The organism is Kineothrix sp. MB12-C1, from assembly GCF_030863805.1.
In the GTDB taxonomy this organism is placed as follows: domain Bacteria; phylum Bacillota; class Clostridia; order Lachnospirales; family Lachnospiraceae; genus Kineothrix.
The window spans coordinates 3,003,401-3,026,645 of the sequence record NZ_CP132957.1; the positions used below are offsets into that span (position 1 = coordinate 3,003,401).

The 23,245-nt window shown below is 39.8% G+C and carries 24 protein-coding genes; 18 read left to right on the forward strand and 6 right to left on the reverse strand.

Annotated features, from left to right (window positions below; genetic code table 11):
• Positions 1-56: 56 nt before the first annotated feature.
• Positions 57-1,370, forward strand: a complete 1,314-nt coding sequence (locus RBB56_RS13700) for an alpha-amylase family glycosyl hydrolase (RefSeq protein WP_306719532.1) — start codon at positions 57-59, stop codon at positions 1,368-1,370.
• A 167-nt stretch (positions 1,371-1,537) separates the two neighbouring features.
• Here RBB56_RS13700 and RBB56_RS13705 read toward each other — a convergent pair whose 3' ends face one another.
• Positions 1,538-1,834 carry a hypothetical protein gene (locus RBB56_RS13705; protein ID WP_306719533.1) on the reverse strand — a complete coding sequence of 99 codons (297 nt, stop codon included), beginning with the start codon at positions 1,832-1,834 and terminating at the stop codon, positions 1,538-1,540.
• 418 nt (positions 1,835-2,252) lie between these two features.
• On the opposite strand from RBB56_RS13705, the gene RBB56_RS13710 reads away from it, so the two are divergent.
• The 3 genes from RBB56_RS13710 to RBB56_RS13720 are packed head-to-tail and all read left to right on the forward strand — an operon-like array spanning position 2,253 to position 4,176.
• Positions 2,253-2,663 (forward strand): GntR family transcriptional regulator, encoded by a 411-nt coding sequence (locus RBB56_RS13710; RefSeq protein ID WP_306722158.1) that lies wholly within the window; start codon positions 2,253-2,255, stop codon positions 2,661-2,663.
• An 8-nt stretch (positions 2,664-2,671) separates the two neighbouring features.
• The gene (locus tag RBB56_RS13715; RefSeq protein WP_306719534.1) at positions 2,672-3,520 is read left to right on the forward strand and encodes an ABC transporter ATP-binding protein; all 849 of its coding nucleotides are present in this window, start codon (positions 2,672-2,674) and stop codon (positions 3,518-3,520) included.
• Positions 3,517-4,176 carry an ABC-2 transporter permease gene (locus RBB56_RS13720; RefSeq protein ID WP_306719535.1) on the forward strand — a complete coding sequence of 220 codons (660 nt, stop codon included), beginning with the start codon at positions 3,517-3,519 and terminating at the stop codon, positions 4,174-4,176. Before RBB56_RS13715 ends, RBB56_RS13720 begins: the two co-directional genes overlap by 4 nt.
• A 21-nt stretch (positions 4,177-4,197) precedes the next feature.
• Here the strand turns inward: RBB56_RS13720 and RBB56_RS13725 are convergent, their stop codons facing one another.
• A complete protein-coding gene (locus RBB56_RS13725; RefSeq protein ID WP_306719536.1) occupies positions 4,198-4,971 on the reverse strand; it encodes a copper homeostasis protein CutC in 774 nt (257 codons plus the stop codon).
• A 41-nt stretch (positions 4,972-5,012) separates the two neighbouring features.
• On the reverse strand, positions 5,013-5,309 hold the full coding sequence (locus RBB56_RS13730) for a hypothetical protein (RefSeq protein WP_306719537.1): 297 nt from the start codon (positions 5,307-5,309) through the stop codon (positions 5,013-5,015).
• Positions 5,310-5,623: 314 nt separating this feature from the next.
• Between RBB56_RS13730 and RBB56_RS13735 the strand changes: the two genes are divergently transcribed.
• The 4 genes from RBB56_RS13735 to RBB56_RS13750 are packed head-to-tail and all read left to right on the forward strand — an operon-like array spanning position 5,624 to position 7,789.
• Positions 5,624-5,950 (forward strand): PadR family transcriptional regulator, encoded by a 327-nt coding sequence (locus RBB56_RS13735; RefSeq protein WP_306719538.1) that lies wholly within the window; start codon positions 5,624-5,626, stop codon positions 5,948-5,950.
• On the forward strand, positions 5,943-6,608 hold the full coding sequence (locus tag RBB56_RS13740) for a DUF1700 domain-containing protein (protein WP_306719539.1): 666 nt from the start codon (positions 5,943-5,945) through the stop codon (positions 6,606-6,608). The genes RBB56_RS13735 and RBB56_RS13740 overlap by 8 nt, the downstream gene beginning before the upstream one ends.
• A complete protein-coding gene (locus RBB56_RS13745; protein ID WP_306719540.1) occupies positions 6,605-7,555 on the forward strand; it encodes a DUF4097 family beta strand repeat-containing protein in 951 nt (316 codons plus the stop codon). The genes RBB56_RS13740 and RBB56_RS13745 overlap by 4 nt, the downstream gene beginning before the upstream one ends.
• A 33-nt stretch (positions 7,556-7,588) precedes the next feature.
• Entirely contained in the window at positions 7,589-7,789 is a 201-nt protein-coding gene (locus RBB56_RS13750) for a PspC domain-containing protein (RefSeq protein ID WP_306719541.1), read from the forward strand.
• A gap of 50 nt (positions 7,790-7,839) precedes the next feature.
• On the opposite strand, the gene RBB56_RS13755 is transcribed toward RBB56_RS13750, so the two are convergent.
• Both RBB56_RS13755 and pdxS read right to left on the reverse strand, forming a co-directional pair.
• Positions 7,840-8,433: an ECF transporter S component gene (locus RBB56_RS13755; protein WP_306719542.1), complete on the reverse strand. Its 594-nt coding sequence runs from the start codon at positions 8,431-8,433 to the stop codon at positions 7,840-7,842.
• A gap of 12 nt (positions 8,434-8,445) precedes the next feature.
• Positions 8,446-9,321 (reverse strand): pyridoxal 5'-phosphate synthase lyase subunit PdxS, encoded by an 876-nt coding sequence (gene pdxS / locus RBB56_RS13760; protein WP_306719543.1) that lies wholly within the window; start codon positions 9,319-9,321, stop codon positions 8,446-8,448.
• Between the two features lie 283 nt (positions 9,322-9,604).
• Between pdxS and RBB56_RS13765 the strand changes: the two genes are divergently transcribed.
• The 9 genes from RBB56_RS13765 to RBB56_RS13805 all read left to right on the forward strand — a co-directional run bounded on the left by RBB56_RS13765 (position 9,605) and on the right by RBB56_RS13805 (position 20,946).
• Positions 9,605-11,449 carry a cache domain-containing sensor histidine kinase gene (locus RBB56_RS13765; RefSeq protein WP_306719544.1) on the forward strand — a complete coding sequence of 615 codons (1,845 nt, stop codon included), beginning with the start codon at positions 9,605-9,607 and terminating at the stop codon, positions 11,447-11,449.
• On the forward strand, positions 11,424-12,959 hold the full coding sequence (locus tag RBB56_RS13770) for a response regulator (protein WP_306719545.1): 1,536 nt from the start codon (positions 11,424-11,426) through the stop codon (positions 12,957-12,959). The genes RBB56_RS13765 and RBB56_RS13770 overlap by 26 nt, the downstream gene beginning before the upstream one ends.
• A 123-nt stretch (positions 12,960-13,082) precedes the next feature.
• A complete protein-coding gene (locus tag RBB56_RS13775) occupies positions 13,083-14,363 on the forward strand; it encodes a sugar ABC transporter substrate-binding protein (RefSeq protein WP_306719546.1) in 1,281 nt (426 codons plus the stop codon).
• A 72-nt stretch (positions 14,364-14,435) separates the two neighbouring features.
• The gene (locus RBB56_RS13780; RefSeq protein ID WP_306719547.1) at positions 14,436-15,338 is read left to right on the forward strand and encodes a carbohydrate ABC transporter permease; all 903 of its coding nucleotides are present in this window, start codon (positions 14,436-14,438) and stop codon (positions 15,336-15,338) included.
• Positions 15,338-16,186 carry a carbohydrate ABC transporter permease gene (locus tag RBB56_RS13785; protein WP_306719548.1) on the forward strand — a complete coding sequence of 283 codons (849 nt, stop codon included), beginning with the start codon at positions 15,338-15,340 and terminating at the stop codon, positions 16,184-16,186. Before RBB56_RS13780 ends, RBB56_RS13785 begins: the two co-directional genes overlap by 1 nt.
• Positions 16,187-16,270: 84 nt before the next feature.
• The gene (locus RBB56_RS13790; RefSeq protein WP_306719549.1) at positions 16,271-18,247 is read left to right on the forward strand and encodes a glycoside hydrolase family 31 protein; all 1,977 of its coding nucleotides are present in this window, start codon (positions 16,271-16,273) and stop codon (positions 18,245-18,247) included.
• Between the two features lie 190 nt (positions 18,248-18,437).
• The gene (locus RBB56_RS13795) at positions 18,438-18,725 is read left to right on the forward strand and encodes a hypothetical protein (RefSeq protein ID WP_306719550.1); all 288 of its coding nucleotides are present in this window, start codon (positions 18,438-18,440) and stop codon (positions 18,723-18,725) included.
• A gap of 4 nt (positions 18,726-18,729) precedes the next feature.
• Positions 18,730-19,110 (forward strand): SMU1112c/YaeR family gloxylase I-like metalloprotein, encoded by a 381-nt coding sequence (gene gloA2, locus RBB56_RS13800; RefSeq protein WP_306719551.1) that lies wholly within the window; start codon positions 18,730-18,732, stop codon positions 19,108-19,110.
• A gap of 171 nt (positions 19,111-19,281) precedes the next feature.
• Positions 19,282-20,946 carry a glycoside hydrolase family 43 protein gene (locus RBB56_RS13805; protein WP_306719552.1) on the forward strand — a complete coding sequence of 555 codons (1,665 nt, stop codon included), beginning with the start codon at positions 19,282-19,284 and terminating at the stop codon, positions 20,944-20,946.
• Here RBB56_RS13805 and RBB56_RS13810 read toward each other — a convergent pair.
• The gene (locus RBB56_RS13810; protein ID WP_306719553.1) at positions 20,871-21,722 is read right to left on the reverse strand and encodes a helix-turn-helix transcriptional regulator; all 852 of its coding nucleotides are present in this window, start codon (positions 21,720-21,722) and stop codon (positions 20,871-20,873) included. The genes RBB56_RS13805 and RBB56_RS13810 overlap by 76 nt on opposite strands.
• Before the next feature lie 214 nt (positions 21,723-21,936).
• On the opposite strand from RBB56_RS13810, the gene RBB56_RS13815 reads away from it, so the two are divergent.
• Complete coding sequence (locus RBB56_RS13815) at positions 21,937-23,091, forward strand: glycoside hydrolase family 88 protein (protein ID WP_306719554.1); 1,155 nt, start codon at positions 21,937-21,939, stop codon at positions 23,089-23,091.
• The last annotated feature ends 154 nt before the right edge of the window (positions 23,092-23,245 follow it).

The window sequence follows — 23,245 nt, forward strand, 5'->3', positions numbered from 1 at the left end:
AAATAAGCACTTTATGATAAAATTAGAGGATACATAAGAAAGTAGAGGATAAATATATGTGGGCTTATGAAAGTGTATTTTATCAAATATATCCGCTTGGGTTTTGCGGTGCACCATTTGAAAATGATGGAATAGTGGTATCCAGAATAGAGAAAGTGAATGAGTGGATTCCTCATATGAAGAAGTTGGGAACAGATGCGGTTTATTTTTCCCCGGTTTTTGAGTCGGATACGCATGGGTATAACACGAGAGATTTCAGAAAGGTCGATAGCAGACTCGGTACGAACGAGGATTTTAAGCATGTATGTGCATCCCTTCATGCAAATGGCATCAAGGTAGTGCTGGATGGAGTTTTCAATCATGTGGGGAGAGGATTCTATCAATTTCAGGATGTGATACGAAATAGAGAGAGCTCTCCTTATCTGCATTGGTTCCATATTAATCTGGATGGGAACTCCAATTATAACGATGGTCTTTGGTATGAAGGATGGGAAGGCCATTATGACTTGGTGAAGCTGAACCTTAGGAATGAAGAAGTAGTGGAGCATATTTTGGAAAGTGTAGGTCATTGGATCGATGAATTTGCTATCGATGGCTTGCGCTTGGATGTAGCGTATTCTTTGGATCATGACTTTGTGCGTAGACTTAGAAGCTTCACGGATAACAAGAAAGAGGAATTTTTCCTGCTGGGTGAGATGCTGCATGGAGATTATAATCAAATGGTGAATGAGAACATGCTGCATTCCGCTACGAACTATGAATGCTATAAGGGGTTATATTCTAGCTTTAACAGCATGAATATGTTTGAAATCAACCATTCTTTGCTGCGGCAGTTCGGTCCGGAAGGCTGGACCCTCTATAAAGGCAAGCACTTACTTTCCTTTGTGGACAACCATGATGTGACAAGAATTGCAAGTATTCTTGCAAATGAGAAACACCTTCCTCTCATCCATGCGCTTTGTTTTGGAATGCCTGGAATCCCTTGTATTTATTATGGAAGTGAATGGGGAGTCAGAGGGAATAAGAGTGAGGGGGATACGGCGCTGCGTGTCGGCTATGAGAAGCCGGTCTTTAATGAATTGTCAGAATTTATCGCGAAGCTCGCTGAAGCGAAGAAGAATTCAGAAGCGTTGAACTATGGAGACTTCCAATCTTTTGTGCTTACGAATAAACAATGCATATTCGAGCGGAAATCACAAAATGAAAGAGTGTTAGTGGCAATCAATGCGGATAGTGAAACGTTTACAGCCCATTTTAACGCAGGCTGTGGAAGAGCCGTGGATTTGATTACCGGTAAGGAGCATGACTTTGGAGGCGGAAGTGAGCTTCCGCCGTATAGTGCATTCTTTTGGAAAGCGGAATCTAATTAATTTTGTGAATATATTAAGAAGTAAAATAGCGGAGCTGTTGTAAAGTAGATGTATCTATGGAACAATAGCTCCGCTATAAATTTAAATCTATCGTTTCTTCTTTGCCACAAGCAAGAATCTATGAATTCTACCTTCTATGCATCCATTTTGCTCCAATGTCTTCTTTGTTATTGACAGATATTGGTTTGGAAATGGAAACTCCAAAATTTCAGGGAGAAGTAATTTAACCAATTCCCTGTCATTTTCTGCACCAACTTAATCAGTAATAAAAATTCTGCCCCTCCTGTATCGATATCCAATAATCTTTTATTAGGGGATAAGTATTGCATAATTATTTTGTAATAGTCCCACGGTAAATCATTTTCTTCTTCATATCTGCCTCGGATATGCGAGAAATCCCAGCCGTGTATGTGTGCAGCTTTTTCTTCTTCTAACCAAGTTCTTAATAAATCTTCTTTACTCATCAATAACTACTCCTTTTCGTATTTTTATATTGCTTCAACGATGCAGTGCAGTTACCTGATAACATAATATTATAAAAATCCTCGATACAATCTGTTATCAGATTTTAAAACTGCACCGAGTAGTTACCTCGAACGAGTTGCATTTCATATCATCCCTTTCAAATTGTCACCTATTGAAGTATTTTCTAACTTTTATTATAGCTTATTTGGATGTTTCTTTCACCACTTTTGAGCATTTATATATTTAAATGTGGGAATGGGATCAAGTGAACCTATAAGATATTATAAATTACTTTTTGTTTATTTGATTAATAAGAGTAGTATTGACATATAGAAATCAACTGTATATACTGAATATATACAGTATGAACGGTGAAATATGGATTGAATACAAAAAAGGTGAAATGAGGTGAAAGGACTGGATATTTTAATAAGCAGCGTAAGCACCCAGCCAATTTATGAGCAAATATATACACAGATTAAGAATCATATTATTGCAGGTGTAATAAAAGAAGGAGAGGCGCTTCCTTCCATCCGTTCCCTTGCAAAGGATTTGCGTATCAGTGTCATTACGACGAAACGTGCTTATGATGAATTGGAGAAAGACGGTTTTATATATACAATAGCCGGAAAAGGATGCTTTGTCGCAAAGACGGATATTGAGTTTATCAAAGAAGAGAATTTGAAAGAGATAAAGGAACATATGCAGAAGATTTCTGAATTGGCAGCAGTATCTCAATTAACAGGTGAAGATCTGGCGAGGATGCTTCTGCTATTTCATGAGAATAGGCAGCAAGGCAAAGAAAAACAAGAGGACAAGAGGAGGTAAGCATAAGCATGAACGCACTGGAAATAACAAACTTGACGAAAGAATATGAGGGGTTTAAGCTGGATAATATAAGCCTGACACTGCCCTCCGGTTGCATTATGGGGCTGATTGGTGAAAACGGGGCGGGGAAAAGCACTACGATTAAGCTTATTATGAATGCTATAAAGCGCGATAGCGGAGAAATTATAGTTCTTGGTAAGGATAATAGAAGTGATTTTAAGCTGACGAAAGAGGATATCGGAATTGTGCTGGATGAAACGGGATTTCCGGATACTTTTACAGTGAAGCAGATGAATACTGTTATGAAGATGAGTTATCAAAATTGGGATGAACAGATCTATAGGCAATATATCGAGAAGTTCGACCTTCCCGAGAAGAAGGCTTTTAAAAATTATTCCAAGGGAATGAAAATGAAGCTGGCAATAGCAGTAGCGATGTCGCATCACGCCAAACTCTTGATTTTGGATGAGGCAACAAGCGGGCTGGATCCGATTGCCCGAGATGAGATTCTTACTATTTTCTTTGAGTTTACAAGGAAAGAGGATCATTCTATCTTGATTTCTTCACATATTGTCAGCGATCTGGAAAAGTTATGCGACTATATTGCTTTTCTACACAAAGGGAAGATGGTGTTTTGTGAGGAAAAAGATAGGATTCTGGAAAGGTATGGAATGATTCACTGCAAAAAGTCAGCACTGGAGGTGCTGGATAAAACTGCAATAAAAGGCAAGAGGGAAACGGCGTATGGAATCGATGCACTTGTAGAACGCAGTAGAATGCCAAAGGGAACTTATGTGGAAAAAGCAACGATGGAAGATATTATTTTATTTATGGTGAAGGGAAGGGATGAATCATGAAAGGATTACTCATAAAAGACTTGTATTTGATTTGGCAGCAGGCGAAGATATTTCTATTGTTAGTTGTCGTTTACGTTGTCATGGGCGTGTTTGTCAATAATTCATTCTGGATTGTATTCGCTGTACTATTTGTCTCTATACTTCCGATAACAGCCCTGGGGCTCGATGAGAGGAGTAAGTGGGTGAGCTATGAAGCGATGCTGCCCTATTCCAGAAGGGACATTGTGATAAGTAAATATGTGTTCGGAATTATTGGGGGCGGTATTATTATTGTGATATATATTATGCTCACTGTACTGGCTCAGATTGCCAAGGGGCAAGAGATTCAATCTGCAGAAATTCTATCTATGGTGATTTCCATGATTGCCGTTTCCTGCTTCCTTGTAGGAACTAATTTACCCATTATGTTTAAGTATGGGGTGGAAAAGGGCAGGATGTGGTACCTGTTATCGATAGCGCTTATCATAGGCGGGGCAACATTCGTAACAGGGATTATAAACGGAGTATGGAAGGTAGAAAAAGACCCCCGTCTTATGCTGATAAAAGATGCGCTGGAGGGGCCTATGCAAGGAGTTATTATTTTAGTGGGAAGTATTTTATTACTCCTTTTCTCAATCATCTTATCCATAAGAATCTATGAAAAAAGAGATATATAGCAATTGAGAATACTAGTATGGTCAATATGGAGCGGCGGTCTGAGCCTGATTGAGCAGATGCTTGACCGCAGCAATTTCCTCTGCATCGGTTTGCCATATCTCATATTCACTCATACCGGGAATACCCATGGAAACATGGGGATTGCGGAATTGCATTCGACTTTCTACTATTTTCTTCCCCGACATATGGAAAGAAGAGATGGAAGTTTCTGCAAGCAAAGTACGTACCGCAGTTTCGTTAACTCCGGCGCCGGCTATGATAGAGATATTATCTCCGGCTTCTTCGCTCAATTGTCCAAGTAAGTCAATGCCTTTTGCACAGGAAGAACTTTGTCCGGAGGTGAGTATATTGTGTATCCCCAGTGCTTTAGCCTCTTCCAATGTCTTAAAAGGATCTTTACACATATCAAAAGCACGGTGGAGGGTGAGCCTCATATCACCGGCATGTTCGATCAGCATTTTCATTTCAGCAACAGCGAGATCACCGTCCTCCTTCAGGCAGCCGATAACGATGCCATCGGCCCCGGAACTACGGAATATACTGATTTCTTTTTGTATGATAGAAAGCTCATGACTACTATATAAGAAATCGCCAAAGCGAGGGCGTATTAATATATGAATGGGAATATCCACCGTTTCTCGTATTTGTTCATACAAAGCAAGGGTAGGAGTGGTACCGCCGATGATGAGATTGGAACAAAGCTCTAAGCGGTCAGCTCCTCCCTTTTTTGCCATAATGGCTGATTCCACACTGTCAACACAGCATTCTAAAAAATAAGACTTTGCGTGATTCATACGCACCCTCCCCGCGATTCTTACATATTTAAAAGCTTTATTTATTCGTCGATCGGTTTATAACGGTTGAAGAACTTGTCTTTTCCGCATACATGGCGTTCATTGTCATTTTCCGTAATAATGTAATCGCCTTCACGAATGAAGATGATTCCCCGCCTGTTCTGAATGAAAGGACATACGATAGTACCGTCCGGACGGGTAATTTGAATCAAATTCTCAGAACTGAGCCAGCCGTTAGTAATAATCTTCATATACAGCTCAAATCCATCTTCCATCCCCTTGTTCAATTCATATGGTTCTGCACTTACAATCAAAGATTCACGTTCATATTTCTTCATGCTTTGCCCTCCCTTATCTCGATTGATGTTATTGTTACTTCCCTCTAATACGCATAAATGAGCAAACCTACTGAATAGTTATATTTTAGCCTACCTTAAAAAAATTTACAATGCTTATTGACAACATAATATTATATAGTGTATAGTATGGATTAAGAAACGATAGTATATACCATATAATATTATATTTATAAATGACATTAGAGAACTATTGATCGATTATGGTAACTGTGAGTAACAGTGAAGGTATCTGAACTGTTACAACTGTAACGGTACTGAACAGTTACCAATTACGTAGGAAAGGAGCAAGGCAAATGGTATTTAATACGGGAGCAGCGCTGCTCGATGCGATTGTTTTGGCCGTTGTGTCCAAGGACCCGGAAGGAACATATGGATATAAGATTACTCAAGAGGTAAGGCAGGTAATTGAGCTATCGGAATCCACTTTATATCCGGTTCTGCGAAGGCTGCAAAAGGACGAATGTTTGGAAGTGTATGACATGGAATGTGCCGGAAGAAACCGACGATATTATAAAGTGACGGAGAAAGGCAGGGTGCAGTTAGCGCTGTATAAAAGCGAATGGAAGAAGTATTCGCACAAAATAAGCGGAATGTTCGAGGGAGGAATCATATATGAATAGGTTGGAATTTATGCAAGAATTGGAAGCGCTTCTCTCCGATATCTCGCAGAGTGAAAAAGAAGAAGCGCTGCAATATTATAATGATTATTTAAATGATGCAGGTGTTGAGAATGAAGAAGAAGTTCTTGAATCCCTCGGCACTCCGGAAAGGTTGGCAAAGGTTATTAAAGAAGGTCTGAGCGACAATGCATCCAATGGAGAATTTACCGAAACAGGATACAGGGACCATTACACACAAGAAGAAAAACAAGAGGTAGTAAAGGCGGGCGATAAGAAATCGTTATCAACGGGTATGATCGTATTGATTATTATTTTATGCATCCTGGCATCACCTTTAATTATTTCCATTGCAACCGGTGTCCTGGGAGCCGGAGCAGGAATCCTTATTGGAATTGTAGGGATATTTTTCGGGATAGCGGTGACAGGATTTGCGTTGTTTATTACAGCAATTGTATTGGTCGCAGTCGGAATCGGCAGTTTGTTCTCCATTCCGTTAGCGGGTATATGCCTCATAGGAGCAGGACTTTTGATTGGGGGACTTTCTTTAATCTTTATCTGGCTTACTGTGTGGATGTGCGGAACAGCTATTCCATGGGTTATAAGAACACTGGCAGATTTAATCGGTAAAATATTTCACGGGAAAGGAGAAAAAGCATGAAGAAATTCACGAAAGTATGCCTCTTTACATCGCTTATTCTGATTTTGTTCGGCGGTGTCATATTTGTGATAGGAGCGGCTTCCGGCGGTTGGAGGCAGGCGCAGGAAACAAGCCGGAACGACGCGTGGTGGAAGGTTCTGGATAGAGTATCCTATGCTTACGGCAGGGATTATTTTGACGACTTTGATAATTTCTACGATGATGATTTTGATGATAACGATGACGGCTATAACACGAGGAATGTATCGGATAGCGACAGGAAACAGGCAGGAGGCTCTGTTAATAAAGAGAATGTTGATAAGCTCGAGATTTCTATTGGAGCTGCAGCCCTTTATATCGAGGAATCGAAGAGCGGAAATTTCGAGATGGTAAAAGATGGAGTCGGTAAATATCAATATTATGAGTCTAGCGGAGTGTTATATTTGAAAGGAAACCAGAAAAATATCGTTCGAAACAACGAAAAAGTTTATCTCTATATACCAGCAGGTATGACATTCGAAGAGATATCGATAGAGCTGGGAGCCGGACTGATAGAAGTAGGAGAGCTGAATGCGGATGAGGTAGAAATAAGTGTGGGGGCCGGACTTCTGGAGGCAGACAAAGTAATAAGCCGTAATCTCTCAGTGGATGTTGGAGCCGGAAAAGTAACGCTCCAGGAAGTGGATACGGAGGAGTTGGATATTGAGACCGGACTCGGTTATGTTTATGCAGCAGGAAGTGTAACGAAAGAAATAGATGTGGAATGTGCTATGGGCTCTGTGGAACTTGAACTTGCAGGCTCAGAAACAGACTATAATTATGAAGTGAAAAGTGAAGTCGGAACGATTGCGATAGGAAAAAATTCCTATAGTACTTTATCTAAAAAAACCCATATCAATAACAATGCAACAGCAAAATGCTCTGTGGAATGTGCTATGGGAAATATAGAAATATCATTTTTACAATAATAAAAACAACAAAAAAGAAAGGAAATCATGAGCATGGAAGATAATTATAAGAAATTAAAAAGGACAAATCGGAGCAATAAGATGATATGCGGAGTATGCGGTGGAATCGGCCAATATCTGGGAATGGATCCCACGGTCGTAAGACTTCTATGGTTAATTTTCAGTATAGCCAGCTTCGGAACGGGGCTTTTGGTATACCTGATTGCCGCCATCATCATTCCCGAAGAAGATTAATAAAAAAGGTGCTGCACCGTGAAGGTGAAGCACCTTTTTTAGTTCGTCTTCTATTTCTTTTTCGCTCCTATGGTAAAGAACATCCCGGATTTCTTCAATGCCGGACGAAGTGCCATATATACGGATACCGATAGGATAGTGGAGGTCACAGCGTTAATAGAGGTCGCGGCGATGTTCCATGCCAGTGTGATGTCCGCAGCAGGCTTTCCGAGAATGAGCAGTTTGTAATAATAACCTACAAGGGGATCGAAGATCACATTGAAGAGCAAACCGCCTATGGCTGCAAGCAGCGTCCATTTGAAAACTTTTTTCGACTCGGTTTCTGTAGAAACATGACCTAATTTATGGGCGATGATTCCTGTGATGATACCGATGCCGAGCTTTAGAATAAAGGTCTTAGGGGCATAAACTACATAGATGGGATCGAGCAAGTCTCCGATGGTCATGCCGAGGGCTCCGCCGAGACCGCCATATACGCCGCCAAGAAGCAAGGCGCCGAGAACACATACGGCATTGCCCAGATGTATGGAAGTAGCATCCCCGCCGGGCAAGGTAATTTTAATTTGTAAAAATGTGAATACAACATAAGATAAAGCGGCTATCAGCCCTATAAATACAATTTTCTGAACTTTTTCATTTCTCATGATTTTTCTCCTTTATTTTCCTCTTTCAGCCATAAGTAATTCTATTTCACTTTCGTTTATACCGATCATAGCTTCCCCTAAATCTTCCGATAATCGTGCGATCTCATCCCAATCGTTATAATTTTTAACAGCTTTTACAATTGCTTCCGCTCTTCTTTGCGGGTTCCCGGATTTAAATATTCCTGAGCCTACAAATACGCCTTCTGCACCTAATTGCATCATTAAGGCAGCATCCGCCGGTATTGCCACTCCTCCTGCGGCAAAGTTCACGACAGGAAGTCTTTTATTATTGTATACATCTAGAATTAAGTCATAAGGAACTTGCAATTCCTTTGCGGCTTCATATAGCTCATCAAATCGCTTTGAGATGATGTCTGCGATTTGTCTATTCATTTTGCGCATATGGCGTACCGCCTGTATAATATCACCGGTACCGGGTTCGCCTTTTGTTCTGATCATGGTTGCACCCTCATTAATTCTCCTTAATGCTTCTCCTAAATCTTTGGCTCCGCAAACAAATGGAACTTTAAATTGAGTTTTGTCGATATGATATACATCATCAGCGGGAGAAAGAACTTCGCTTTCATCGATGTAATCTATCTTAATAGCCTCCAGAATCTGTGCTTCTACAAAATGTCCTATTCTGCATTTAGCCATAACAGGAATTGTGACAGCTTGTTGGATTCCTTGAATCATTTTGGGATCGCTCATACGGGAAACACCGCCGGCGGCACGAATATCTGCCGGTATTCTTTCCAGAGCCATGACGGCACAAGCTCCGGCAGCTTCAGCAATTTTAGCTTGCTCGGGAGTTGTTACATCCATAATAACGCCGCCCTTTAGTGTTTGTGTCAGCTCTTGATTTAATTCTCTTCTTTCCTTATTCATTAATGATTCCTCCTTATGAGAGTCTTTTATGTAATGATGTTAAAACATATTATACATAAAAATGGAGCTATAGAAAGTACCATTTTAAAACTTTTTGACGAGGCCAGTTTGAGTTTGATAAAAACCTACTTGCTCGGATTTCAGTATATTGATATAATAAAATCGTTGCTATTCACAGCTTCGCCATGAACGGCAACATGAAATCATCTTTTCGCTTGTTTCGGTAAACGTAACTGTTTAGAAACTTCACAGTTATCGATAAACAGTATGAAAGGACAGATTTATGAAAATCGATAAAAAATCAATTGGTAACAAGACAAGCTTACAGACGAAACTGATATGCTTGTTTCTTGTGACGTCTGTCATTCCGCTTTTTATTTTAAGCGTTTATTCTTATTACAATACTTCCAACACCTTAAAAAAGAATATGGAAGAGCTAACGCTAGGCAATCTGGAACAAACCGGTAATAGTCTGGAGATATGGCTTGAATCCTATGAAGATTTACTGTATCAAATCTATACGAACGATGATGTGGTAAAGTTAATCGATAAACTCAATAACGGAGAAGATGACTCTGTGACGAGAAATCAGCTTAGGAGAATGATAAGCGGGCTTATCAATACGAAGGATTATATTCGTGCGATTACAATCATTACATCAGAAAATAAGATTGTCACTTATAACCAGTTAACCCCATATACGAATGAAAGCTCGTGGATAAATAATTTCAGCATGGGCCAAAAAGAGTTGTACGATGAGATATCATCGGATAATAAGACGCATATTTTTTCCACAGAATATGCCGTAAGCTTTGCGAACGAGGATTACTACCTGTTTCATATTTCACATAGAATTATTGATTACAAAGATTTGGAGAAACGCAATGGAGTAGTTATTATCAGCATAGATGAAGAATTATTAAAAAGGGTCTGTTTGGCGAAAGATGAAGACAAACTGAGTTCTAACAACTTTAATTTTATCGTGGATAAAAAGGGAAATGTTATATCATATCCGGATAGTACCCGGTTGATGACAAAGATTACGGATGGTGAAAGCTCCTCTCAGGAAAAAAAGAAAGATTATCTGAATTTCATATATGACGAAAATCTATTCCCGAATAAATATACTTCTTTGTATGTATATGAAAATAAAGGTCTGGAATGGGATGTTGTTAATGTAGTAAATCAAAAGGAGACTATGATAGGGATAGCGAACCAGCAGAGAATTAATATTGCAGCATGTCTGCTATGTTTTGGAATGGTCATAATTCTAACGCTGCCGTTATCGAGACAATTGGCGGAATCGGTACAAAAAGTTGTCAGGTCTATGGAAACAGTTAGTTCGGGTAATCTGGAAACGAGAGTGACAGTGGATAAGCAGATGCCCCTTGAGGTGGAGTTCATTGCCATTCAGTTCAATGATATGTTGGAAAAGCTGGATGCGGCATTGAAGAAGGAAAAGGAAGCAGGAGAACGTCAGCGTTTAGCGGAGATTACGGCTTTGGAGGCTCAGATTAATCCTCATTTTCTATATAATACACTGGATACTATTAATTGGATGGCAATTGATAAAGATGAATTCGAGATAAGCAATGCGATCAATACCCTTGCCTCTATATTGAGATATGCTATAAAAAATAGCAATGCCACGGTGACGGTGCGGGAAGAGGTCAGTTGGCTGAAAAATTATATTTATCTGCAGCAGACAAGATTGAAAAACACTTTTCGTTGCAATATAGATATCGATAAGCAGATTGCAGACTGCAAGATACATAAGCTTTTGCTGCAACCATTTATTGAGAATTCTATCATTCATGGGTTTGAGCGGAGAACCGGTGAGAATATTTTGACCATTCGAATGGAAAAGAAAGAAGAATATTTACAAATTATGATAGGCGACAACGGCAATGGGATAGAGCCTGCATTCGTAGAAAGGTTGAATGAGAGAGCCTTTCATATGATGGAAGAGAGTGAAAATATCGGTATAGCCAACGCCTTTACGAGATTGTTCATGTATTACGGAGAAGATGTTCATGTAGAGATAAGAAGTGTATTGGAGGAAGGGACAGAAATTATAATTCTGATTCCATGGAGATTGACCTATGAAAGTGATAATAGTGGAAGATGAAATAAGGATTCGGGAAGGTATCTATAAATTATTTGGAAAGATGTTTCCTGAGTATGAGGTAGTGGGCATGGCGTTAAACGGTGAGGAAGGGCTTAAGATGATTCTTGAGAAAAACCCCGAATTAGTTGTGACTGACGTAAAGATGCCGATAATGGACGGCCTGGAGATGGTTTCCAAGATGTATGAAAATAAAGTGAAGAGCAAGGTTATCGTATTGAGTGCATATTCGGAATTCAGTTATGCACAGCAAGCCATTCGATACGGGGTTAGCGAATACTTGGTAAAGCCTCTTGTTTTTATGGATTTTGTTCAAGCGGTAAAAAATGTGGAGGCGCAGTTAAAAGAAGTGGAAAGGTCTAACCCCGAAATATTGAGAAATCTGGAACATGTATTATTCGGACTTATTTTCGGAGGCATGAGTCTGGATGAAAAGTTATCTTCTTTTCTTGAGAGTAAATATGGGATTGAAGAAAGCTGTGGATTCAGCGAAGTATCAATATACCTTGGAAGTCAATACAAAGATAAGGTGAAAAGAATTCGGCGCATTGTTGAAGACTGTTTAGGCAGAGGAGAGGCAAAATATTGCATTTTAGAAATGCCCAAGGAAAAATTGCTTCTTATTATATTTTATTGTGTTCAAAATCCGGATGCTTTGGAAAGATGGTTTCGTTATGAAGTAGTTGAGCAGCTTTTTGCCATGGGAAATACGGATATAGGTTTGGGATGGATCAATGCTGTTAATGCGGGGGCTTTGAGGGAAAGCTTTCAGAGATTACAGCAATACATGGAATGGAATATATCTTTTGGGGATAAGGTAATGATTTCATATCCTAAGATTTTACAGGTACAAACCGCGGTGTGCATATATCCGGTGGAAATAGAGAATGATTTGAAAGCCTCGATTTGTGCGTTGGATAAAGAAAGAATAAACAAAAATATCAGAAGATTCAACCTATATTTCGGAAGGGATTACATATATGAGCCGAAGGAAATAAAAGAAAGTTATGTGAGGTTCCTATGGGTGCTGATGAACGTGTCGAAAGAAATCGGAATTTTGGATCATGAGAAACTGGAACAGAAAAAGATTCTGGAGAGAATTATGGGCTCCGTCAATAAAGAGGAGTTAAAAGAAGTTTCGGAGGAGATATTTTCTTATCTTCGCAGCGATATTCAGGGACGAGACAGCAATATCGGTTTAAACGTAAAAAAGGCAGAGAGTATGTTTCTGGAATATTATCAACAGGGAATTACATTGGAAGAAATCGCTGCCAGGTTAAATTTGACACCGGAATACTTAGGTATGCTATTCCATAAGGAAAAGGGTGTGAAGTTCAGCACTTATGCGAGAGATTATCGTATTGCGAAGGCCAAGGCAGTTCTGATAAGCAGCCAGATGAAGCTTACAGAAGTGGCGGAGAGGGTAGGATACTCCGATGCGAAATATTTCAGTAAGGTATTTAAGGAATGTACAGGGCTGCTTCCGGCTGAGTACAGAAGAACACATAAATAAATAATCTTAGGAAAGTCCTCCTTTTAAAGTTTTGTTGAGTTTCGGCAATGCAGATGCCTGTTTATAATGAAGTTACCGAAACAAGTGAATAACCTCATATGAGGTAGGAGGAAAGGTGAAATTATGAAGAAGGTATTAGCAACAATTATGACGACGGTGATGACAACGGTACTTTTGGCTGGTTGTGGTTCCGCACCGGCACAGGAAACCGGAAAAGAAACGTCAGTAGAGACTACAGAAACAGTTCAGGAACAGGATGTGCAAGAGCAAGCGCAAGGGGAAGCGTCAGGCAATGTAACGATTTGGTATTATTGGGAGAACATCTCTCACCAGAAAGCGTTGAATCATTTAATCGAGGAATATAATAATTCTCAGGATGCGGTAACGGTAGAAGCGAAATATGTTCCTTTTGCAGATTTTAAAAAGCAGTTATCCATAGGAGCATCTGCAGATGTACTTCCCGATATCGTTCTTTTGGATAATCCAGACCATGCGTCCTATGCGGCAATGGGAATCTTTGCGGATATCACCGATAAGTTCGATGTTAGTACTTATTATGACGGACCGGTCAATTCCTGTACATTGGATGAAAGATTATATGGAGTTCCGTTCGGAAGCAACTGTTTACTCCTTTATTACAATGAAGATATGCTTAGTGCGGCGAATCGTGAGGTTCCGACCACATGGGATGAACTTCTGGACACGGCAAAGGCTTGCAGTAAAGATAATGTATCAGGTTTTGCACACTGTAGCTTACAGAATGAAGAGGGAACCTTCAATTTCCTTACATGGGTGTGGTCAACGGGAGCAACTTCGTATGAGATAAATTCTCCGCAAGGTATTAAGGCTTTGACTGCTGTTCAGAAAATGGTAGAAGAAGGTGCTATGACAAAAGAAGCGATTAACTGGACACAGGGAGATACGATGAATCAATTTATCTCCGGTAACCTTGCAATGATGATTAACGGAACATGGCAGGTAGAGACGATGAGAACAGAGGTACCTGACTTAAATTGGGGTGTGGCGCCCATACCGATGGATGTGCAGCAAGCCTCAGGACTTGGAGGAGAGAACTATGCTGTTATCGCCGGAGGCAATGAGGCTGCAGCGGTCGATTTCCTGAAATTTGCTACAGAAGAAGAAAACTGCTTATATATGATGAACGCTATGGGATATATTTCTTCCGACTCTAAGATTGCAGAAAAGCAATTCAAAGGAGATGAAGTATATGAAGCATTTGTAGAGGAGATGAATTATGCACATGCGAGAGGACCTATGCCTGAGTGGCCGGATGTATCAGATGCGATTTCCTTGGCATTTAATGAAGTTATGACTGGTGCGAGTACACCTGAAGATGCGGCGGCAAAAGCACAGGCAACCATTGATGGGATATTAACTCAGTAGAAGGTTGTAAGGGCAGGAAATACAGCAAAATGTAATTCCCTGCCCTTTTTTTGCCCAAATGGAGGAAATATAATGAAAAATATAAGAAATTTTTTTAAGTATGATAACGTAGGCCTTTTTTTCGTACTTCCAGCTTTAGTATATATGCTCGCTTTCGTAGGTTATCCTATTATATACAATTTTGTTCTGAGTTTTCAGGATGTAACAGCCAGAAGTCTTAAGAGTGAAATAAGAGATTTTATAGGAATTAGCAATTATATTGATCTGTTTACGCAAGATAACGTGATGAGCACATCTCTTTGGAATACGTTTATATTCACTGTTTCATGCTTAATATTCCAGTTTATTATCGGATTTGCGCTGGCGGTCTTCTTTAATAAAAATTTTGCTTTTTCCAAACCGGTACGCGGACTTTTGATGATGCCATGGATGATACCAATTACGATTACGGGTCTTATTTTCAAATTTATGTTTGGAACCGATGTAGGAATTATCAACTATTTTCTAAAAAGCTTAGGAATCATAGGAGAAAATATAGAATGGCTGACAAGTACGACGACAGCGATGCCAGCCGTAATTTTTTCTAATATCTGGATAGGAATTCCTTTCAATATGATTCTGATTGCAACGGGGCTTACTACGATTCCTACGGAATTGTATGAAAGTGCTTCGATCGATGGTGCCAATAAGCTGCAAGCATTCTGGAGGATTACCGTGCCTTTGTTGAAGCCGACAATTGAGTCCGTACTCATACTCGGATTCATTTATACCTTTAAAGTCTATGACCTTATATATGTTATGACGAGCGGCGGGCCGGTCAATTCCACACAAGTATTGTCCACCTATTCCTATAAACTTTCATTTGAGATGTTCAAATATAGTAAGGGGGCAGCGGTGGCCAACGTACTGTTCGTTATCTTATTTATAGTTAGTCTCATATATTTAAGATATGTGTATACAGAGGAGGAAGCATAATGGGAGCAGAAATGAAATTATCGAAGAGCAAAAATGTCATATATTGTATAGTATCTGTGCTTGTTTTATGTACTCTTTTATTTCCGTTGTATTGGATATTCGTTACATCCCTGAAAACCGAAAAAGAAATCTTCCAGATTCCTCCAACTTTTTGGCCTGAGATATTAAACCTGAATTCTTATATGGTACAGTTCGACAGCGGAGATTTTAATATGTTCCAATCCTTTGGAAACAGCTTAATTATTTCCTTATCGGCAATGGTGATAGCAGTGGTTCTTGCAGTCCCGGCATCTTATGGTATTGCCCGGTATGCCTTTGTAGGAAAAAAGGGGGTTATCCTCGTGTTCCTTATCACACAGATGCTCCCGGTATCGGTACTTCTTACGCCGCTGTTCATTATGTTTAAGAATTTACATTTATATAATACACTTTTTTCTACTATTTTAGCGGATGCGACAATAGGAATTCCCTTTTCGGTGTTGATTCTTAAGAATTATTTCGCATCAATTCCTAAGGAGTTAGAGGAGGCTGCATATATCGATGGCTGTAACCGATTTACGGCATTTCTCAGAGTGTTGATTCCAATCACGAAGCCAGGAGTTGTGGTGTGTGGTGTTTTTTCTTTTCTGTATGCTTGGGGAGATCTCGCTTACGGAATGACCTTCATTCTGGAACAGGAGAAACGGCCGATTACAGCAGGAATTTTTAACTTTATGGGTCAGTATGGAACGAAATGGAGTTACTTGACCGCATTTGCTGTAGTAACGATTATTCCGGTTGCTCTTATCTTTATTCTGATGCAGAAATATATTATCAGCGGTATGACAAGCGGAGCGGTCAAAGGATAAAGAGTGAAAATATGAAAAGAGAAAAACACGAGGGAAAGAAAATTATCAAGATAGAGAAAAGCACGAAAATGGAGGTATACTGCTATGATTGAAAAAAGAGATGGGAAACTGGTATTTTACTACGATGGTGAAGAAGTATGGCTGGAAGCGTGGGGAGCTAATGCCCTGAGGATTCGGGCCATCAAAAGTGACAGCATGCCTCAAGCTGATTGGGCATTGCAAAAGCCGGAAAAAACAGAATGTCAGATAGAAGTACATGATAATGTCGGGACAATTACCAATGGTGGAATCCGGGCAGAAATTACAAGGTTTGGAAAGATAAAGATATATAATGGAAATAATAAGCTTATTCTGGAGGAATACAGCAGAAATAGAAAGGATATCTGTGGAGAGAAATGCAGCGCCCTTGAAGTGGAGGCGAGAGAATTCAAAGCGATTCCCGGTGGAGATTATCATCTGACACAGCGTTTCGAGTCCTTAGATAGAAATGAGAAGTTATATGGAATGGGGCAATATCAGCAGCCATATTTGGACTTAAAGGGGCTCGATTTAGAACTTGCACATAGAAATTCGCAGGCCAGCGTTCCTTTTGTACTTTCTTCTTTGGGATACGGACTTCTTTGGAACAATCCGGGAGTAGGCAGAGCGGTACTCGGCAGAAATATTATGAGTTTTGAAGCCTTTTCTACGAAAACTTTGGATTATTGGGTAGTGGCAGGGGATACTCCGGCTCAAATAGAAGAAGCTTATGCGGATGTTACGGGAAAAGTACCTATGATGCCTGAATACGGTCTTGGGTTCTGGCAGTGTAAATTGCGCTATCAAACACAGGAAGAGCTGCTTGAAGTTGCCAGAGAGTATAAGAGAAGAAACTTGCCTATCGATGTGATTGTTGTAGATTTCTTCCATTGGCCGAAGCAGGGAGAATGGAAATTCGATCCGGTGTATTGGCCGGATCCGAAGGCAATGGTAGCAGAATTGAAAGAGATGGGAATAGAGCTTATGGTTTCCATCTGGCCGACGGTGGAAAGAGAAAGCGAGAACTATGAAGAAATGTTGGAAAAGGGTTATCTGATACGTACCGATAGGGGAGTGAGAGTAGGGCTTGATTTTCAGGCAGCTACCATCCACTATGATGCGACTAATCCGGGAGCGAGAGATTATCTATGGAACAAAGCGAAAGAGAATTATTATGAGTATGGAATAAAGATATTCTGGCTGGATGAAGCGGAGCCTGAATACTCAGTGTATGATTTCGATAACTATAGGTATCATATGGGAAGTAATTTACAGATAGGAAATATATATCCGAGAGAATATGCCAAAACATTTTATAACGGAATGGAAGCACAGGGACAGGAGAATATTGTGAATCTTCTTCGTTGTGCGTGGGCGGGAAGCCAAAAATACGGAGCTCTTGTATGGTCAGGGGATATCGCCTCCAGCTTTGACAGTATGCGTAATCAGCTTGCGGCAGGACTGAATATGGGAATTGCCGGAATCCCATGGTGGACAACCGATATTGGAGGATTCCATGGAGGAAACCCTGATGATCCTGAATTCAGGGAACTGTTTGTGCGATGGTTCCAATGGGGGGCATTTTGTCCGGTTATGAGGTTACATGGAGACAGAGAGCCGAGACAACCCCAACAAGGAACGACAGGTGGAAGCACATGCTGTTCAGGGGCTGCGAATGAAGTGTGGAGCTATGGTGAAGAGGTCTATGAAATCTGCAAGAAGTATATTGGAGTAAGGGAAGACTTGCGGGATTATGTTCGTGAACAGATGATGCAGGCCCACGAAAAAGGAACTCCTGTAATGAGGCCGCTGTTCTATGAATTCCCGGAAGATAGAATCTGTTGGGATAACGAAGAGGAGTATATGTTTGGTGAAAAGTATCTGGTAGCTCCTATTCTCGTGCCCGGACAACGCAGAAAAGAGGTATACCTGCCGAAAGGTTCTAACTGGGAGGCTATGGATGATGGAACCGTATATTCGGGCGGAGAGAATATTACAGTCGATGCGCCGATTGATTATATGCCGGTATTCAAACGAATATAAAATTAAAATAGGCAGGTTAATATAATAAAAAACAGATATCCTCTTATTAGAGCCAAAGAAATAGGTGATAATAAGAGGATTTTTGTAGTAATAATATAAGTGTTTATATGATGAAGAAAAAGAAGTACAATAGTATATAAGTTTATTTGGGGAAAAGTCTGCGGGGAGAAGAGAAAGGAAGGATTTATTTATGAAAATAAGAATTTTGTTAGGATTGAATATAATTTTATGTATGGTATGTTTATTTATATCTTGTAGAATTTTCTGGAATATGGGTATATTTGTGGATGAATATAATCTGAGCCCTAATATCATAGTGGGTGGTGATATTTGGCTTATGATGGATTGGTTAAGACTATTTCTTCTCTTCATGATACTTATATTTTCTGCAATTATATTTTTCTTTCTAAAAAGAATAGAAAAAATAGAAATAACTAAAAATAATATACAAAACAATAAAGAAAAAAGGAGTACATAACATTATGAAATTAACACAGATACACCATGTAGCTATTATCGCTTCCAATTATGAGAAATCCAGACACTTTTATGTGGACCTGCTCGGATTCGAGGTAATTCGCGAGAATTACAGAAAAGAACGTAATGATTATAAATTAGATTTGAAGTTAGGAGATGTGGAGCTTGAATTGTTCGGTATACCGGTCAGCCCTAAGCGTCTCAGCTATCCGGAAGCTTGCGGACTACGTCACTTAGCGTTCAAGGTAGATGATATTGGGGAAGTGATAGAAGAATTGCATGAGCTTGGAATTGAAACAGAGCCGGTTCGAATTGATGAGTTTACAGGAAAGAAAATGACATTTTTCGCTGATCCGGATGGACTGCCGTTGGAATTACATGAATAAAGAAAGATGTATGCCGCCGCCGCTTAAAGGTATTTTATACCTGCAATGGCGGCGGCATAGTTAATATAAAAGCAGGAAAGGTCAGTATAAAGCCGGATATTATATTGCTGAAATGCTAACAAAAATGATATAAAGGAGATAAATAAGAGTATAAAAAGAAAGGAAAATAAAATGAAAAAGATGATCGACAACCCCATTTTAAAAGGTTTTCATCCGGATCCTTCTATTATCAGGGTAGGAGAGGATTTCTATCTGGCAACCTCTACCTTTGAATGGTGGCCGGGTATAAGGCTGCATCATTCAAAAGATTTAATTCATTGGGAGTTGATTGAATATCCTTTAAACAGAGTATCTCAGCTTGACCTGAGAGGAGTAGGAGCTTCCCAGGGCATATGGGCTCCTTGTCTTACTTATGATAAAGGTGTTTTTTATTTGGTGTATACGGTTGTAAAATCTTTTTACTGTAATATGTATGATACTATGAATTATCTCGTGACGTCAGATAACATTCATGGTCCATGGTCGGAACCTGTACCTCTTAATAATTTTGGTTTTGATCCTTCTTTGTTCCATGATGAAGACGGAAGAAAATATATGGTAAGTATGGTAACAGACCACAGGGTTCCGAAGAAATATATTGGGCGATTGACTTTACAGGAGTACGACCCCATAGAACAGAAAATGATAGGTCCGGTGAAGGATATTTATACTGCGGATAAAATTTTTCTTGAGGGTCCCCATATTTTCAAGAGAAAAGATTGGTATTATCTGTTCAGTGCGGACACCGGAACGGGAGAAGGACACGGTCAGACGATTCAGCGATCGAAAGATATATGGGGACCGTATGAAATGTATCAGGCAGACTTTATGAATAGAGAATCGGAAGATGAGGCATATTCTATTTTGACCTCAAGGCATAGAGAAAGTATTGCTATTCAGAAAGCCGGACATGCGGATTTAGTGGAAACAGGCAAAGGAGAATGGTATATAGTTCACCTTTGCGCAAGGGCATCGGATAAACGAAATCCATTAGATGCTAAAAAATTCCCGGGAGAAAGAAGATATATGTTGGGTCGGGAAACGGCTATTCAAAAGGTGAAGTGGACAGAGAATGACTGGTTGGTGCTCGATTATCAGGAAGAAGCGCAAGACAATATGCCTAAGGAAAGGGTATCGGTACCGGACTTGCCGGAATGCAAATATAAAGGATTCCCGCAACGGGATGATTTTAATGAAAAAATGCTTTTAGCAGATTATCAATCATTGAGAGTACCTATGGATGAAACCTATTTGTCCTTGGAAGAAAGACCGGGATATTTGCGGATGTACGGCAGAAGCGGTTTGTCCTCCAAGTTCAGTCAGAGCCTGATTGCCAGACGTATGACAGAATATAATATGGAGGTCAGTACAAAAATAGATTTCGAGCCGGATGTGTTCAAACAGATGGCAGGATTAGTATTTTTATATGATACAGATAATTACTTCTATCTGCATATTTCTCATGATGAGGATGTGGGGAAGTGTGTTACGGTATTGAAAGCAGAAAATAAAAAATATGAATATTTAACAGATTATATTCCTATAGAAAGAAACCGAGAGATTATTCTAAAAGCGGTTCTGAAAGGAACTACTTTGCAATTCATGTATCGGATAGAAGGAGGAGAAGAACAATGGATCGGCGATGAATATGATGCCAGTTTTCTTTCGGATGAAGCTTGTGCAGAAGGTTGGTTCACGGGAGCCATGTGGGGAATCTGCTGTCAGGATTTAACAGGATTTGGTAAACCGGCAGATTTTGATTGGTTTGAGGTGAAAGATACTTCCTGCTGTTTATAATGGGCACGATACATGGTGGGCGTCATATTCATATATTTTTTAAATTGCCTCATAAAATGGAGTTCGTTTTCATAACCGCAAAAGGATGCCAGTGATTGAATAGACATATCCGTAGTACGCAGATAAAAGCAGGCATTTTTCAGCCGTGCCTGAATAACCTCTTGCATACAGGAGGTGGCGAACAGTTTCTTATATAAATGCTGGAAATAGGAAGGGCTCATGTGTATACTTTTCGCCATTTCGTCTATGGACCATTTTTTGTGAGGGGCATTGGCAATAGCAATACGAATGGAATTCATTTCATTATAATATTTGTGGGTAGTAATTTCATTGGGTGTTTCATGAATCTGGGAGGATAAGGAATATAAAAGGGCTCTCATCAATGAGTCGATGATTTGCTCTTTAAAAGGATGTGCGGTGTGCGTTTCCAAGACTACCAGTCTTGCATAGTCGGATAGCTGTCCTACATAAGAAAGCGGACAGGGAGTATCCAAGGGAATATTAAGCTCCTCAAAAAAGGATAGATCCTCTTTTGAAAAGTCAAAATGAATCCAGTCATCATTATAGTTCGGGTTATGGCAGCCATAATGAACATAGCTTTCTTTATTATATAAAATAGCGGTATTGGCAGGTATAGTTATGAATTCTTTATTTTGTTCAAAAAAGGCTTCTGTTTTAATAATCAACAGCGTATAATCGGGGGTTCCGTTGGGGCGGTACATATCCAGAACGGTGCGGTGCTTGGAATCGTAACCACAGTTAAATACGGTTATCATGAGGAAATCCTTTCGATTTTAAGTGAAATAATGTAACTATTCAGTAGGTCTGCACATTTAGGAAATAATTATAAGTAGTGCAGCCATTCAACAGGTGTGCATATCTACGCGCGCGGAACAAAGCACACTTTTGTTCTATTATAAGATTAAATAATACGGATGTAAATATCGGTTACGAAACGACGAAATGAAGCAAAGTGAAAGGAGCATAAAAATGATTAGAGAACAGGATAAAAGTTGGGTAGAGGAAACGGTAAATAAAATAGTTGAAAAAATGGATTGGGTCAGTGACAAATCGAAGGATAAGATTCCTTATACGACGGTAAACGGTGTTCATGATGACAGAAGTGATATTACAAAGACCTTTGGAATCGATGACGGAATCAATTGGTGGACTAATGGATTCTGGGGCGGTATGCTGTGGCTTATGTATCATGAAACAGGAGATGTGAAATATGCGGATATTGCCAGAGGAACGGAAGAGAAGTTGGATAAATGTTTCACCGATTATTATGGTCTGCATCATGACGTAGGCTTTATGTATCTGCCTACTGCGGTAGCGGATTACCGTTTAACAGGTAATCAGGAATCTCGTAAAAGAGGACTTCATGCTGCCAATATATTGGCAGGGCGTTTTAATCCGGTAGGGAAATTCCTTCGGGCATGGAATGACGGGGCGACAGATGACACAAGAGGATGGGCGATTATAGATTGCCTGTTTAACATTCCTTTATTATATTGGGCAAGTGAAGAAACGAATGATCCAAGATTCAAGCAGATAGCTATGATGCATGCTGATACTGTTATGGAAAACTTCGTGCGTGGGGATGGTTCGGTGTGTCACATTGTAGAGTTCGATCCCAATACGGGAGAAAGGGTAAGGGATTATGGAGGACAGGGCTATGGAGACGGTTCATCCTGGACAAGAGGGCAAACATGGGGATTATATGGATTTGTAATCAGTTATCAGCATACGGGAAAACAAGAGTATCTGGATACTGCCAAAAAAATTGCCCATTACTTCATTGCGAACATTCCGGAGGATGGTATTATTCCGGTAGACTTCAGACAGCCAAAGGAGCCTGCGTGGTGTGATGATACAGCGGCAGCCATTGCAGCCGGAGGTCTGATTGAAATCGCAAGGCAGGTGGAAGAGTTGGAAAAGGAGGTGTATCTGAACGCGGCTATTAGGCTGTTAAAGGCGTTGGATAAGAATCATTGTGATTATGGCAGGGAAAACGATTGCTTCTTACAAAAAGCAACAGCAGCTTATCATAGTCAGGAGCATGAATTTAATATTATTTACGGAGATTATTATTACATAGAAGCAATGCTTAAGCTGAAAAGGCATGATATATGTATCTGGTAACAGACGGCGAATTAATCACCGTCTATATAAAATAAAAGTATATTAAAAAAATGCACTTGAAGCTTTAAAAAGTGCATTTTTTATTGTAATAAAACTGGTATATTATAAGTATGAAAACGGAAGGCCAACCGATAGAAATGATTTCTGACATATA

What these genes read in the sequence shown, in the direction of transcription:
- RBB56_RS13700 (WP_306719532.1), top strand. Translation starts at nt 57, where the DNA reads ATGTGGGCTTATGAAAGTGTATTTTATCAAATATATCCGCTTGGGTTT.
- RBB56_RS13705 (WP_306719533.1), bottom strand. Translation starts at nt 1,834, where the DNA reads ATGAGTAAAGAAGATTTATTAAGAACTTGGTTAGAAGAAGAAAAAGCT.
- RBB56_RS13715 (WP_306719534.1), top strand. Translation starts at nt 2,672, where the DNA reads ATGAACGCACTGGAAATAACAAACTTGACGAAAGAATATGAGGGGTTT.
- RBB56_RS13720 (WP_306719535.1), top strand. Translation starts at nt 3,517, where the DNA reads ATGAAAGGATTACTCATAAAAGACTTGTATTTGATTTGGCAGCAGGCG.
- RBB56_RS13725 (WP_306719536.1), bottom strand. Translation starts at nt 4,971, where the DNA reads ATGAATCACGCAAAGTCTTATTTTTTAGAATGCTGTGTTGACAGTGTG.
- RBB56_RS13730 (WP_306719537.1), bottom strand. Translation starts at nt 5,309, where the DNA reads ATGAAGAAATATGAACGTGAATCTTTGATTGTAAGTGCAGAACCATAT.
- RBB56_RS13735 (WP_306719538.1), top strand. Translation starts at nt 5,624, where the DNA reads ATGGTATTTAATACGGGAGCAGCGCTGCTCGATGCGATTGTTTTGGCC.
- RBB56_RS13740 (WP_306719539.1), top strand. Translation starts at nt 5,943, where the DNA reads ATGAATAGGTTGGAATTTATGCAAGAATTGGAAGCGCTTCTCTCCGAT.
- RBB56_RS13745 (WP_306719540.1), top strand. Translation starts at nt 6,605, where the DNA reads ATGAAGAAATTCACGAAAGTATGCCTCTTTACATCGCTTATTCTGATT.
- RBB56_RS13750 (WP_306719541.1), top strand. Translation starts at nt 7,589, where the DNA reads ATGGAAGATAATTATAAGAAATTAAAAAGGACAAATCGGAGCAATAAG.
- RBB56_RS13755 (WP_306719542.1), bottom strand. Translation starts at nt 8,433, where the DNA reads ATGAGAAATGAAAAAGTTCAGAAAATTGTATTTATAGGGCTGATAGCC.
- pdxS (WP_306719543.1), bottom strand. Translation starts at nt 9,321, where the DNA reads ATGAATAAGGAAAGAAGAGAATTAAATCAAGAGCTGACACAAACACTA.
- RBB56_RS13765 (WP_306719544.1), top strand. Translation starts at nt 9,605, where the DNA reads ATGAAAATCGATAAAAAATCAATTGGTAACAAGACAAGCTTACAGACG.
- RBB56_RS13770 (WP_306719545.1), top strand. Translation starts at nt 11,424, where the DNA reads ATGAAAGTGATAATAGTGGAAGATGAAATAAGGATTCGGGAAGGTATC.
- RBB56_RS13775 (WP_306719546.1), top strand. Translation starts at nt 13,083, where the DNA reads ATGAAGAAGGTATTAGCAACAATTATGACGACGGTGATGACAACGGTA.
- RBB56_RS13780 (WP_306719547.1), top strand. Translation starts at nt 14,436, where the DNA reads ATGAAAAATATAAGAAATTTTTTTAAGTATGATAACGTAGGCCTTTTT.
- RBB56_RS13785 (WP_306719548.1), top strand. Translation starts at nt 15,338, where the DNA reads ATGGGAGCAGAAATGAAATTATCGAAGAGCAAAAATGTCATATATTGT.
- RBB56_RS13790 (WP_306719549.1), top strand. Translation starts at nt 16,271, where the DNA reads ATGATTGAAAAAAGAGATGGGAAACTGGTATTTTACTACGATGGTGAA.
- RBB56_RS13795 (WP_306719550.1), top strand. Translation starts at nt 18,438, where the DNA reads ATGAAAATAAGAATTTTGTTAGGATTGAATATAATTTTATGTATGGTA.
- gloA2 (WP_306719551.1), top strand. Translation starts at nt 18,730, where the DNA reads ATGAAATTAACACAGATACACCATGTAGCTATTATCGCTTCCAATTAT.
- RBB56_RS13805 (WP_306719552.1), top strand. Translation starts at nt 19,282, where the DNA reads ATGAAAAAGATGATCGACAACCCCATTTTAAAAGGTTTTCATCCGGAT.
- RBB56_RS13810 (WP_306719553.1), bottom strand. Translation starts at nt 21,722, where the DNA reads ATGATAACCGTATTTAACTGTGGTTACGATTCCAAGCACCGCACCGTT.
- RBB56_RS13815 (WP_306719554.1), top strand. Translation starts at nt 21,937, where the DNA reads ATGATTAGAGAACAGGATAAAAGTTGGGTAGAGGAAACGGTAAATAAA.